Here is a 14262-nt window from a genome sequence, read left to right on the forward strand (position 1 = left end):
CTTCGCTGGTCCCCCTCCCCGTGCCGGGGAGGACCCATCACCCCTCCCGCACACGCAGCATCGCCAGCGCGGCGAGGACCATGACGCCTGCCGCAAAGGCCATGGTGTAGATGGGTTCGGTCGGGAAAAAGGCCTTCACAATCGACCCCATCACCGTCGCGACCAGCAATTGCGGCACGACGATGAAGATGTTGAACAGCCCCATGTAGATGCCGAGCTTGCGCTGCGGCAGGCTGCTGGCGAGGATCGCATAGGGCATGGCGAGGATCGACGCCCAGGCGATGCCGACGCCGATTTCGCTGAGCAGCAGCCATTGCGGATCATGGATCAGGAAGAAGCTGGCGTAGCCAGCCGCGCCGGCCAGCAGACAAACGAGGTGGGTTCTGGCCTTGCCGATGCGTGTCGCGAGCGCCGGCAGCAGTGTCAGCGCGGCAACGGCTGCGACGCCATTGTACACGGCAAACATGATGCCGACCCAGTTGCCGCCTTCCTGATAGGCTGCGCTCGCCGGATCCGACGATCCGAAATAATATTGTGCGACCACCGGCGTGGTGTTGATCCACATGATGAACAGCGCAGACCAGCTGAAGAATTGCGCTACCGCCAGCTGCTTCATGACCGGGGGCATGCCCGCGAAATCGCCGACGATGTGGCCGAGCAGGTTCCGGCCGCCGCCTGCCTTGGCCATGGCAATGGCCAGTATCGACGCAAGCCCGTAGGCAGCCAGCAGGGCTCCGAGCAGATAGACTTCCTTTTCCAGGGCGAACTCATAGACGCCCAGCATCACGGCAGCGCCGGCCGCGATCCACAATCCGCTGCCCAGATAAGTGCGCGCTGCCAGCGCCCGGATGGTCGGGTCGTCATGGCTTTCTTCCTCGCCGTCGAAGGCCGCCATCTCGGCGGGGCTATATTCCTTGGTGCTGAACACGGTGCCCAGCACGGCCAGCAGCAGCGCGGCTGCGCCGAACCAGAAGCTGTATTTCACCGTGTCGGGAATGATGCCGGGCGCGGCCTCGTTCGCCACGCCGAGATGGTCGAGCGCCCAGGGGAAGATCGACCCGACGACCGCACCGGCGCCGATGAACGCGGTCTGCACGGCATAGCCTGCGGTATGCTGGTCCTTTCCGAGCATATCGCCGACGAACGCGCGGAATGGCTCCATCGAAATGTTGAGGCTGGCGTCCAGAATCCACAGGGCCAGCGCAGCGGCAAACAGAATTGGTGCCAGCGGCATGTAGAGCAGTGATGCCGCCGCCAGGATCGCCCCGGCGAGGAAATAGGGCCGTCGCCGCCCCAGCCTGGTCCAGGTGCGGTCCGAATAGTGGCCGATGATGGGCTGAACGAGCAGTCCGGTCAGCGGCGCCGCAACCCACAGGGCAGGGAGGTCGTCCAAGCTGGTGCCCAGCGTCTGGAAGATGCGGCTCATATTGGCGTTCTGCAGCGCGAAGCCGATCTGGATGCCGAAGAAGCCGAGACTGATCAGCGCCAGCCCCGCCCATGACTGGCGCGGCTTCTCGGGCCGTGTGGCTGCATCCATCCTTCGCTCTCCCTGGCACCGGCGTCTTTCGCGCCTGTCTATCGGGCAACAGTGGCGGAGCAAGACGGTGCGGGCAACCGGACAACATACGAATACACTGGGCCAGCCTGTTGCTTTGGCCCGGCCCCGTCGGCAGCTTCGCGCACAAACACACTGTCATTCCCGCGAAAGCGGGAATCCAGAGCAGCCAAGCGCAGCACTTGCCGCCCCTGGATTCCCGCTTTCGCGGGAATGACATCGATGGGAGAGACAGAGTGAGATTATCCGCCTTTGCCGCCTTGCTGGCGCTGGCGTTCGCCACTCCGGCGTTCGCTCAGAATAGCCCCGCGCCCGCTGCGACAGTCGCCCCCTATATCCAGCTGACCAATGCCGAATGGACGCGCGATGCGGTGCTGTACCAGATCAACACCCGCCAGTTCACGCCTGAGGGGACTTTCCGTGCGGCGATCCGCGAGCTGCCACGCCTCAAGCAACTGGGTGTCGATATCCTGTGGCTGATGCCGATCCACCCGATCGGCATCGAGAACCGCAAGGGCACGCTCGGCAGCCCCTATTCGGTACGCGACTATTATGACGTGAACCCGGAGTTCGGCACCAAGGAGGATTTCCGCGCGTTCGTCGATGCCGCGCATGCGCAGGGGTTTCATGTCATCCTCGACTGGGTGGCCAACCATACGGCGTGGGACAATCCGCTGCGGACCCAGCATCCCGACTGGTATGAGCGCAGCTGGAACGGCCATTTCCGCCCGACCACCTGGTTCGACTGGTCGGACATCATCGACCTCGATTATTCGAAGCCCGAGGTGCGCGACTATATGGCCGGCGCGATGGCCTATTGGGTGCGCGAATATGGCGTCGACGGCTATCGCGCGGACGTCGCCGGCATGGTCCCCGTCGATTTCTGGAACCGTGTTCGCAGCGATCTCGATGCGATCCGCCCGGTCTTCATGCTCGCCGAATGGGAATGGCCCGAGCTGCACCGCCGGGCGTTCGACGCCAGCTATGCCTGGGGTTGGGAGAGCGCGATGCACGACATCGGTATGGGCCGCGCAGACGTCGGCGCGCTGTTCGGCTGGCACAGCTGGGACGACGGCGCCTGGCCGCACGGGGCGATGCGGATGCTGTTCACCTCCAACCATGACAAGAACAGCTGGGAAGGCACCGAATATGAGCGCTTCGGTCCGGCGCTGGAAAATGTCACCGTGCTGACCTTCGTCTCGGATGGCATCCCCCTGATCTACAATGGGCAGGAAGCGGGCAATGCGCGGCGGCTGCAATTCTTCGAGCGCGATCCCATAGTCTGGCTCGCCACCGAACATCCCAATGCCGCCATGTACCGCCGCCTGATCGCTTTCCGCGATGCCAACCCCGCGCTGCACAATGGCCAATGGGGCGCACCGATGGTTCCCGTGGTCAACACCGCCCATCCGCGCGTCTTCACTTTCGTGCGCGAGAGAGACGGCAACAAGATTTTCGGCATCTTCAATTTTTCCGGCGAGGCGCAGGAGGTCGGCTTCACCGACGGGCCGTTCGCCGGGCGATACACCGATTATCGCGATGGCAGCGCGGTCACGGTGGATGCGGATACGCGGCTGACCATACCGGCGTGGGGCCACCGGGTGCTGGTCGGCCAGTAACGGCGCTACGGCTCGGCTGGTGTGACGGCTATCCGCTGCTGGCCCGCACCACCACGCGGGCGGGCAGCACCACGCTTTTGGCGGGTTCTGCCCGGACCAGCTGCAGCAAGGTATCGACCAGCCCTTCGCCGGCCGCCACGGCATCCTGCGCAACGGTGGTCAGCGGCGGATTGGTGAAGCGCGCGGCGAGGATGTCATCGAAGCCGGTGACCGCGACATCGTGCGGCACGCGCAGCCCCGCTTCGGCCAGGGCGCGGATCGCGCCGATGGCGATAAGGTCGCTGGCGCAGACGATGGCGTCGAAGCCGATGTCGCGGCGCATCAGCCGCACCGCCGCATCATGCCCCGATTCCTCGGTGCTGATCGCATCGACATGGCGCCCTGGCAGCGCGCCGAGGCCGGCGTCCTTCAGCGCTGCCTTGTGGCCGCGATAGCGATCGAGAAATTCGGGGCTGCCCTTGCCCGCCTGACCGATGAAGGCGATGCGGCTGCGGCCCCTGTCGATCAGGTGGCGGGTGACGGCGCGCCCCCCTTCGAAATTGTCGCACCCCACGACCACTTCCGGCTGGCCGGGCTGCACCGCGCCCCAGCGCACGAAATGGGTGCCCTGCTCGGCCAGTTGGCCGAGGCGCTGCGCATAATCGCGATAATCGCCATAGCCCAAGAGGATGATGCCATCGGCCTTTCGGCTGTCCTCATAATCGGTGTGCCAATCGGCGGAGAGCTGCTGGAACGACACCAGCAGGTCATAGCCGCGCATCGCACAGCTGCGGGTGATGGAGCCCAGCATCGACAGGAAGAAGGGGTTTATCATGCTGGCGTCGGGCGTGGGATCCTCGAACAGCAGCAGCGCCAGCGTGTTGCTGTGCCGGCTCCTGAGGTTCGACGCATTCTTGTCGACCTTGTAGTTCAGCCGTCGCGCGATTTCCTCGATGCGCAAGCGGGTCGGTTCGCTGACGGTGGGGCTTCCACGCAACGCGCGCGACACTGTCGGCTGCGAGACCCCCGCAAGCTGGGCAATGTCGAAGGATGTGGCCTTCGCTGTCATCTCCGTTCGCCTCTTTGCGGGCGCTTGCTCCGCCCCTCCCCCGGGCGCTCTTCCCTGAATACGTATGTGCCAAGCTTCCCTTGCAAGAGCAAGCGCCGCATGTGGCGAATTGAGCCCGCCGTCGCCAGACTGGCGCGATCGCGCATACGCGACGGAGGATGGGTCCAAGGGGAGAGATTATGATCAAGTCCACCGGATATTCGCGTCTTTCGCGCACCGCGAGCGTCGCCGCGCTGGCCGTCGCCACGCTGTTTGCCGCCCCTGCCTTCGCGCAGGATGCCGCCGCTGCAGACCCCTGCACCGACAATGACGAAGCGACGGTGTGCGAAGACATCATCGTCACCGGTTTTGCCAATGCGCTGGAAACCGCTGTCAGCGTCAAGCGCGATGCCGACCAGGTGGTCGAATCGCTGTCCGCCGAAGACATCGGCCGCCTCCCCGACGCGTCGATCGGTGAAGCCATCGCCCGTCTGCCGGGCCTGACCTCGCAGCGCACCAACGGCCGCGCCAACGTCATCGCCATCCGCGGCTTCGGCCCTGACTTCTCGCAGACGCTGCTCAACGGCCGCGAGCAGACCACCACCAGCGACAACCGCTCGGTCGAACTCGACCAGTATCCGTCGGAAATCGTCAGCCGCGTCGACGTGTTCAAGTCGCCGACCGCGAGCCTCGTCGGGCAGGGTCTGGTCGGCACGGTCGACATCCGCACCATCCGCCCGCTGGAAGCCAGCGACCGCATCCTCGCCATCGGTGCGCGCGGCAGCTATGCCGACCTCGGCGCGCTGAATGCCGGTTCGGAAGACCTCGGCTATCGCGTCAACGCCACCTATGTCGATCAGTTCGCCGATGACACCATCGGCCTGGCGCTTGCCGCATCCTATGTCGACGAGCCCTATCAGGTTCAGGAATTCAACGCCTGGGGCTATGGCGGCTTCAACGGCAACGCCATCATCGGCGGGTCCAAGTCGTTCGTCACCTCGACCCAGCTCAAGCGGCTCGGCATCAACGGCACGCTGCAGTGGGAGCCGGCGCCTGAGGTCACGCTGACCCTCGACGGCTTCTATTCGGATTTCGATGATGACCAGTACAAGCGCGGCATCGAGCTTCCGCTCGGCTTCGGCGCCTTCGGCACCACCGTCAGCCCGACCGGCACTACCGTTCAGGACGGACAGGTCATCGCTGGCACATTCAACAATGTCCGCGGCGTTGTCCGCAACGACATCTTCCAGCGTCAGGCCAACCTCTACAGCTTCGGCTTCAACGCCGACTATGAAGGCGACGACGGCTGGAACTTCATGGGCGACATCGGCTATTCGCGGACCGACCGTAACGAGCTGAGCCTGGAAAGCTATGCCGGCACCGGCTTCAACGGTGACGATACCGGCAATGGCGCGGCTGCTACCATCGGTTTCCGCTCGACGCCGACTGGCACCATCTTCTCGCCGAACCTCAACTATTCGGATCCGACCCGTATCTTCCTGACCGACCCGCTCGGCTGGGGCGGCGGCACCGTTCCGCAGGCCGGCTACTACAACAACCGCATCGTCGAAGACGAGCTGTGGCAGTTCCGCACCGAAGTGGAGAAGGAATTCGAAGACAGCTTCCTGCGCTCCATCCAGTTCGGCCTGAACTACACCAGTCGCGAAAAGGGCCTGACCCCAGATGAGGCATTCGTCCGTCTGCCTGGTACCGCGACTACCGCGACCATCCCGTCGCAGTTCCTGCTGGACTCGACCAACCTGTCCTATCTCGGCCTCGGGCCGATCGTCAGCTACGATGCCCGCGAATTGATCGCGGCGGGCGTCTTGGTGCTGGAGCCCCGCGTTGCGACCGGGCCGAACGCCGCCTTCGACGTGCTGAGCAAGGGCTATACGGTCAAGGAAGACCTGCTCACCGCCTATGTGCAGTTCAATGTCGAAAACGAGTTTGATTTCGGCACGCTGACCGGCAACATCGGTGTCCAGGCGATCAACGCCGACCAGCAATCGAGCGGCTTCATCAACGCGCCCGGTGGTCCGCAGCGCCTCAGCCTGGGCGATAACTACTGGGATGTGCTGCCGAGCCTCAACCTGACGCTGCGCCTCAACAGCGATACCGTCATCCGCTTCGCGGCGGCCCGTGAAATCATGCGCAGCCGTCTCGACGACACGCGCATCTCGATCGGCTACGGCATCGACGCGTCGGTGCCTAACGGCATCATTCGCGGCGGTGGCGGCAACCCGTTCCTCCGCCCCTATCGTGCCAATGCTGTTGACCTGAACTTCGAACAATATTTCGGTCGCGGCGGGGTCGTGGCGCTGCAGCTGTTCTACAAGGACATCAAGAGCTACGTCTTCAATGGCCGGTTCGCCTTCGACTATTCGGGCTTCCCGCCCCCGACCGGTGCCGCAGGCTTCCCGCGCCTGCCCACTCTCGGCACGCTCGATGCGCCGGTCAACACCGGTGGCGGTGAGCTGTACGGTGCGGAACTCGCGGTTACGATGCCGTTCGTCAACCTCACCGAGGCACTCGACGGCTTCGGCATCACTGGCGGCGTCAGCGTTACCGAAACCAATGTCGAGGATGCCGGCGGCAACCGCACGACCATCCCCGGCTATTCCAAGTGGGTTGTGAACGGCACCGCCTACTTCGAAAAGTGGGGCTTCAACGCGCGCGCCAGTGTCCGTCACCGGTCGAGCTTCCTCGGCGATTTCACCGGCTTCGGCGGCTCGCCGACGCGGCGTCAGGCGCTGGCAGAAACGATCATCGACGCGCAGATCGGCTATGACTTCCAGGAAGGAAGCGCGCTCGAAGGTCTGTCGCTCTATCTGCAGGGCCAGAACCTGACCGATGAGCGCTTCGCATCGGTCGCCAATACGGACCGTCCGCTGCAGGTGATCGATTACCAGATCTACGGCCGTCGTTTCCTGGCCGGTTTCACCTACCGCTTCTGATCTCGGGTCGCGGAAACGCCCCTGCCGGCAACTCCCGCTGGCAGGGGCGTTTTTTCAGGTTAACACAGTATCATGAGTGAAGCTGCCCCCCGCTCCACCGCTCCACGAACGCTGGTCATCGTCGGCGGCGGCACCGCCGGGTGGATGACGGCGGCGGCGCTAGCCCGCTTTCTCCAGCACGGCTGGCACATCCAGCTCGTCGAATCCGACGCGATCGGCACCGTCGGCGTGGGCGAGGCAACGATCCCGCAAATCCATCATTTCAACGCCGCGCTCGGCATCGACGAGAATGCGTTCGTTGCGGCGACGCAGGGCTCGTTCAAGCTGGGCATCGCCTTCGAAGGCTGGCGTAGCGCCGGGCACCGCTACAGCCATGCCTTTGGCCAGCCGGGCCGCAGCCTCGGCCTGTTGCCCTTCTATCATTACTGGCTGGCAGCCCGGCAGCAGGAGCTGACGCAGGAAGAGTCGCTCGATTCCTTCGCCATCGCCGCCGAGGCCGGCTATGCCAACCGCTTCGGCCGCCCCGATCCCGCGCGCCCCGCCCCGGCCGGCGGGCACAGCTATGCCTTCCAGTTCGACGCTGGCCTCTATGCCGCCTTCCTCCGCCGCTTTGCGGAAGCACGCGGCGTGGTCCGCCATGAAGGGCGCATCACCGGTGTCGAGCGCCATGCACTCAGCGGCGATGTCTCCGCCGTCACGCTGGACGATGGCCGTCGCATCGCCGGCGACCTGTTCGTCGACTGCTCCGGCTTCATCGGCTTGCTGATCGAGCGCGAGCTCGGCGCGGGCTTCGAAAGCTGGCAGCAGTGGCTGCCGTGCGACCGGGCGCTGGCGGTGCCGAGCCGCAACGATGGTCCGATGCGCCCCTACACCCGCGCGATTGCCCGCAGTGCCGGCTGGCAGTGGCAGATTCCGCTGCAGCATCGCACCGGCAACGGCCATGTCTATTGCAGCCGCTTCCTCTCGGATGACGAGGCTGCCGCGATGCTGCTCGCCAATCTGCCCGGTGACGCGCTCGCCGATCCGCGCCCGCTGCGCCTCACCGCCGGGCGGCGCAAGGCGGTATGGGTGCATAATGTGGTCGCCATCGGCCTGTCCTCGGGGTTCCTCGAGCCGCTCGAATCGACCAGCATCCACCTGATCCAGACCGGCATCGAGCGGCTGCTGCAGAGGTTGCCTGCGACCCTGCCGGGCGAGCGCGAGCGCGCCGCTTTCAACGCCGACGCTGCCCGGGAGATCGAACTGATCCGCGACTTCATCATCCTGCATTATTGGGCCAACGGCCGCGATGAGCCCTTCTGGCGCGAGCGGCGCGAAACGCCGCTGCCCGACAGTCTGGCGGAACGCATCGCACTGTGGCGCGAACAGGGGCGGATCGTGCAGGAAAAGGGCGAGCTGTTCACCGAGGCGGCCTGGCAGCAGGTGCTGATCGGGCAGGGCATCCTGCCGCAGGGCCATCATCCGCTCGCCGACCAGCTTTCTCCCGACGATCTCGCCGGCTTTCTCGACACCTGCCGCCGCGCCGTGGCCGGGGCGGTGGCCGCCATGCCGGACCATGCCGCATTCATCGCGCAGAACTGCCCCGCCCGTCAGCCATCCCCCGAAGGAGTGCCCGCATGACCCCCCGCCTTGCCCGCACCGCATTGATGCTCGCCGCTACCTCGCTCATGCTCCCGGCCTGCGCCACCGCCCAGACCGCCGCGCCGGCTGCCCGTGCCGCCGCCGTGCCGCTCGATCAGGTGCGCGCGCGCCTGGCGGAGGACGAGATCATCTATTTCGTCATGCCCGACCGGTTCGAAAACGGCGATCCGCGCAACGACACCGGCGGATTTCCCGGCGGGCGGCTGGGTCACGGCTTCGACCCGACCCACAAGGGCTTCTTCCACGGCGGCGATCTGCGCGGGCTGATCAACCGGCTCGACTATATCCAGGGACTGGGTGTCACCGCCATCTGGTTCACGCCCATTTTCAAGAACAAGCCGGTGCAGGGTGGCGCGGGTGAGGAGAGTGCGGGCTATCACGGCTATTGGGTGACCGATTTCACGACGCTCGACCCGCATTTCGGCACCGAGGCCGAGTTTCGCGAATTTGTCGACGCGGCGCACGCGCGGGGCATGAAGGTCTATATGGACATCATCGCCAATCACACGGCGGACGTCATCAGCTATACCGAAGGGGCGGATCGGAACTTCCCCTACCGCAGCATCGCCGATTATCCGGATCAGGCCTATACGCCGGTGGTCCCGGCGGCGGAGCGCGACGTCAAGCGTCCCGCCTGGCTCAACGACCCCCAATATTACCACAATCGCGGCAACACGACCTTCTTCGGCGAAGACAGCGTGATGGGCGATTTCGTCGGGCTCGACGATCTGGCGACCGGCGACCAGCGCGTCATCGACGGGATGATCGCCATTTATGGCAGCTGGATCGACCGCTTCGGCATCGACGGTTTCCGCATCGATACCGCGCGCCATGTGAACCCGGAATTCTGGCAGCAGTTCAATCCGGCGATGCTCGAACGCGCGCGGGCGCGGGGCATTCCCAATTTCACCATCTTCGGCGAAGTGGCGATCGAGGATCCCGATCCCGGCAGCATCGCCCGCTTCACCCGGGTCGACCGCTATCCCGCCGTGCTCGATTTCGCTTTCCAGGCGACGGTGCGCGCCACGGTGGCGGGCAGCGAAAGCCCGGCATTGTTCGACAGGCTCTATGCCGGCGATGCCTTGTATGAGGGCGGCGAGGCGATGGCGCGCACGCTGCCGACCTTTACCGGCAACCATGACATGGGACGCTTTGCCACCTTCGTGCGCCAAGCCAACCCGCAGGCCGACGACGCCGAAATGCTGGCGCGCATCAAGCTCTCCAACGCCATGATGTTCGCGCTGCGCGGGGTGCCGACCGTCTATTATGGCGACGAGCAGGGCTTTGTCGGCGACGGCAATGACCAGGCGGCGCGCGAGGACATGTTCCCGAGCCAAGTGGCCAGTTACAACGACAATGATCTGGTCGGCACCGACGCGACCACAGCCCAGAGCAATTTCGATACCGCCCACCCGCTCTACCGCCAGATTGCCGAACTGGCGCGCATCCGATCGGCAACGCCGGCGCTGCGGCGCGGACGGCAGGTGATGCGCCATTACGGGCGTGAGGCCGGTCTGGTCGCTTTCTCCCGCTTCGACCCGGATACGGGGCGTGAAGTGGTCGCGGTCTTCAACACCTCTGCCACACCTGTTAGCGGCAATGTCATCATCGACCGCGCGTCCAGCCGCTTTACCGCCTTGACCGGGCCATGCCCCGCCACGCATCGTGTGCCGGGCAGTCTGGCCGTGGCACTCCCCGCCTTTGGTTACATGATCTGCGCCGCACAGGGGGAATGATGAGCCTACCGCAAGCCGCCCTGCGTTCCGAATCCCGCACCCGGACCGCACACCCCTGGTGGAAGGGCGCGACCATCTACCAGATCTATCCGCGCAGCTTTGCCGATTCCAACGACGATGGCATCGGCGATCTGCCGGGCATTACCGCACGGCTCGACTATGTCGCCAGCCTGGGGGTCGACGCCGTCTGGCTGTCCCCCTTCTTCACCAGCCCGATGCGCGATTTCGGCTATGATGTGGCGGACTATTGCGACGTCGATCCGATCTTCGGCACGCTGGCGGATTTCGATGCGCTGGTCGCGCGCGCGCATGCGCTGGGGCTGAAGGTGCTGATCGATCAGGTCTATGCCCATACGTCGGACCTGCACCCCTGGTTCATGGAAAGCCGCACCAGCCGCACCGGGCGCCATGCCGACTGGTATGTGTGGGCCGATGCCAAGCCGGACGGGTCGCCGCCGAGCAACTGGCAATCGGTGTTCGGCGGGCCGGCGTGGACGTGGGACGCGCGGCGTGGCCAATATTACATGCACAATTTCCTCAAGGAGCAGCCGCAGCTCAACGGGCACAATCCGGAGGTGCAGGAAGCGCTGATCGGCGTTGCCAGATTCTGGCTCGATCGCGGCGTCGACGGGTTCCGCGTCGATGCCATCAATTTCATGATGCATGACCCGGCGCTGACCGACAATCCGCCCGCGCCCTGCACCGGCAAGCCGCGCAGCCGGCCGTTCGATTTCCAGCTCAAGCTGCACAACCAGAGCCATCGCGATATTCCCCAGTTCGTGCGCGCGCTGCGCACCGAAATGGACCGCTATGGGGCGATCTTCACGGTCGCGGAGATCGGCGGCGAGGATGCAGAGAGCGAGATGCGCGCCTTCACGCATGGCGACGATCATTTCTCGTCGGCCTATGGATTCAATTTCCTCTATGCCGACGCGCTGACCCCGGCCCTGGTCAAGGCGGCGTCCGACCAGTGGCCCGATACGCCGGCGACCGGCTGGCCGAGCTGGGCTTTCTCCAACCATGACGCGCCGCGCTGGATCAGCCGTTGGGCGCCAAAGGGCAACGAAGCGGCCTACGCCCGCATGGCGATGCTGCTGTTCTGTGCGCTGCGCGGCAACATCATCGTCTGGCAGGGCGAAGAGCTGGGGCTGACGCAGGTCGACATTCCCTTCGACAAGCTGCAGGATCCGGAAGCGATCGCCAATTGGCCGCTGACCCTGTCGCGCGATGGCACCCGCACGCCGATGGTGTGGAGCGACAATGCGCCCAATGGCGGCTTCAGCCATGGCGAACCGTGGTTGCCGGTGGGCGAAGACCATGGCCCGCTGGCGGTGGCACGCCAGAATGGCGATCCGGCATCGATGCTCGAGACCACGCGTCGCTTCATCGGATTGCGCAAGGGCAGTCCGGCGCTGAGCTGGGGCAGCATCGATTTTATCGACACGGCGGGCGATCTGCTGGTGTTCACCCGCAGCGACCCGGCGCAGACGGTGGTGTGTGCGTTCAACCTGGGGGCCGCGCCGGCAGCATGGAGTCCGCCCAGCGGGCGCTGGTCGGTGCTGGATGGCACCGGTGGCGCCAGCCTCGGCGAGCTGCCCCCCTATAGTGCCATCATCGCGGAGAGACTGTCATGATCCGGCTGCTGCTGGCCCTCGTCGCGCTGGTTCTCGCCGTCCCTGCCTCCGCGCAATCCTCGCCAACGCTCAGCGTGGCGTCCCCTGACGGCAGCATCGTCCTGACCACCGGTACAACCGGAGAGGGGCGCATGGTCTATTCGGTGACCCGCAACGGGCGCCCGCTGATCGCGGAGAGCCGCCTCGGCTTTCTGTTCACCGATGCGCTGGCGTTCGATCGCAATGTCGCCATTGCCGCGCACGAACGCAGCAGCGCCGACAGCCGCTGGGAACTGCCGTGGGGCGAACGGCGGTTCGTGCGCGATCATCATAATGAGCTGGCCGTCACGTTCCGCCAGCAACCGCTCGCAGGCAGCCGCCTGATCCCGGCGGCGCGCGAGATCGTCGTGCGCTTCCGGGTGTTCGATGACGGCATCGGCTTCCGCTACGAATTCGGCCCCGGCTGGGGCACCGTCAACATCCAGGACGAGCTGACCGAATTCACGCTGGCCAGCAATGCAGCGGCCGGGGGCACGGCCTGGTGGATCATGGGCGGCGACTGGAACCGCTATGAGCAGACCTATCAGCGCTCCGCCATCGATGCGGTGTCGACCGCGCACACGCCCATCACCATGCGGCTGGCCGACGGCACCCATCTGTCGATCCACGAAGCGGCGCTGGTCGATTATTCGGGCATGTGGCTGCGCCGTGCCGAGGGCCTGCGTTTCCGTGGCACGCTCTCGCCATCGGGCAGCGGTCCGCGGGTGACCCGCGCAGCCCCCTTCCCGACGCCTTGGCGCACCGTCCGCATTGCCGGCAATGCGGCAGGGCTGGTCGAGAGCGATCTCGAACTCAACCTCAACGAGCCCAACAAGCTTGGCGATGTCAGCTGGGTCGTGCCGTACAAATATATTGGCATCTGGTGGGACATGCACCTCGACAACTGGACGTGGGCCCAGGGGCCGCGCCATGGTGCGACAACCGAGCACACCCGCCGCTACATCGATTTCGCGGCCCGCCACGGCTTTCGCGGCGTGCTCGTCGAAGGCTGGAACATGGGCTGGGACGGCAACTGGTTCGGCACCGGCGACGAGTTCAGCTTCACCCAGGCGACGCCCGATTTCGATATCGAGGGGCTCGCCGCCTACGCCCGCCAGCGCGGGGTGCGGCTGATCGGCCATCATGAGACCGGCGGCAACATCGCCAATTATGAAGCGCAACTTGAAGACGCGATGGCGCTGTACGGCCGGCTCGGCATCGACAGCGTCAAGACCGGCTATGTCGCCGACGCCGGCGGCGTCGTTGCCGGACGCGGCGAGGATGGCCGGTTGCAGATGGAATGGCACGACGGGCAGGTCCAGTCGCGCCATCATCTGCGCGTCGTCGAAACCGCGGCGCGCTACCATATCGCGGTCAACCCGCACGAGCCGATCAAGGACACCGGCCTGAGGCGTACCTACCCCAATTGGGTCAGCCGCGAAGCGGCGCGGGGCATGGAGTATAATGCCTGGGGCGAGCCGGGGAACGGTGTCGATCATGAGCCGACGCTGATCTACACGCGGATGCTGTCTGGTCCGATGGATTACACGCCCGGTGTGCTCAGCCTCGAAGGACGCGGCGGCCGGCCGATGGCCTCCACGCTCGCCCGGCAACTGGCGCTCTACCTGTCGCTTTATTCGCCGATCCAGATGGCCGCAGACCGCATCGAGAATCTGGAGCGCTTCCCGCGCGAGCTCGATTTCATCGCCGCGGTGCCGACCAACTGGGAAGACAGCCGGTTGATCGACGGTGCGGTCGGCGAGTACGCGCTGTTCCGCCGCAAGGACCGCGACAGTGCGGATTGGTATGTCGGCGGCATCACCAACGGCGAAGCGCGCAGTTTCGACGTTGCGCTCGATTTTCTGGAACCAGGCCAGCGGTACACCGCGACCATTTATCGCGACGGCCCCGATGCCGACTATCGCACCGCGGCGCGGAGCCAGATCGTCATCGAGGAGCGGGTAGTCACCAGCGCTGATCGGCTGGCGTTCCGCATGGCACCCGGCGGCGGCACCGCGATCCGGTTGACGCCGCTGCGGCGGGGGCGGCGATGACACTTGCTGGCGCAAATCTGCACG

General features: G+C 65.4%; 8 protein-coding genes. 6 read left to right on the plus strand and 2 right to left on the minus strand.

Annotated elements, in window-relative coordinates; genetic code table 11:
* Positions 1-37: 37 nt before the first annotated feature.
* A complete protein-coding gene (locus AC0QC4_RS11675) occupies positions 38-1537 on the minus strand; it encodes an MFS transporter (RefSeq protein ID WP_483660073.1) in 1500 nt (499 codons plus the stop codon).
* Positions 1538-1791: 254 nt separating this feature from the next.
* Here AC0QC4_RS11675 and AC0QC4_RS11680 point away from each other — a divergent pair, with 254 nt between their 5' ends.
* Complete coding sequence (locus AC0QC4_RS11680; RefSeq protein ID WP_483660074.1) at positions 1792-3174, plus strand: alpha-amylase family glycosyl hydrolase; 1383 nt, start codon at positions 1792-1794, stop codon at positions 3172-3174.
* A 28-nt stretch (positions 3175-3202) separates the two neighbouring features.
* Here AC0QC4_RS11680 and AC0QC4_RS11685 read toward each other — a convergent pair whose 3' ends face one another.
* Positions 3203-4222, minus strand: a complete 1020-nt coding sequence (locus AC0QC4_RS11685) for a LacI family DNA-binding transcriptional regulator (RefSeq protein ID WP_483660075.1) — start codon at positions 4220-4222, stop codon at positions 3203-3205.
* A gap of 179 nt (positions 4223-4401) precedes the next feature.
* On the opposite strand from AC0QC4_RS11685, the gene AC0QC4_RS11690 reads away from it, so the two are divergent.
* The 5 genes from AC0QC4_RS11690 (at position 4402) to AC0QC4_RS11710 (ending at position 14238) form a co-directional block, all read left to right on the plus strand.
* Entirely contained in the window at positions 4402-7155 is a 2754-nt protein-coding gene (locus tag AC0QC4_RS11690) for a TonB-dependent receptor (protein WP_483660076.1), read from the plus strand.
* 72 nt (positions 7156-7227) lie between these two features.
* A complete protein-coding gene (locus AC0QC4_RS11695) occupies positions 7228-8775 on the plus strand; it encodes a tryptophan halogenase family protein (protein WP_483660077.1) in 1548 nt (515 codons plus the stop codon).
* Between the two features lie 26 nt (positions 8776-8801).
* A complete protein-coding gene (locus tag AC0QC4_RS11700) occupies positions 8802-10532 on the plus strand; it encodes an alpha-amylase family glycosyl hydrolase (protein WP_483660294.1) in 1731 nt (576 codons plus the stop codon).
* Positions 10529-12166: an alpha-amylase family glycosyl hydrolase gene (locus AC0QC4_RS11705; protein WP_483660078.1), complete on the plus strand. Its 1638-nt coding sequence runs from the start codon at positions 10529-10531 to the stop codon at positions 12164-12166. The genes AC0QC4_RS11700 and AC0QC4_RS11705 overlap by 4 nt, the downstream gene beginning before the upstream one ends.
* Positions 12163-14238 carry a glycoside hydrolase family 97 protein gene (locus AC0QC4_RS11710; protein ID WP_483660079.1) on the plus strand — a complete coding sequence of 692 codons (2076 nt, stop codon included), beginning with the start codon at positions 12163-12165 and terminating at the stop codon, positions 14236-14238. The genes AC0QC4_RS11705 and AC0QC4_RS11710 overlap by 4 nt, the downstream gene beginning before the upstream one ends.
* Positions 14239-14262 lie beyond the last annotated feature (24 nt).

The sequence above is a fragment of the Sphingomonas sp. jy18 genome (assembly GCF_056931895.1).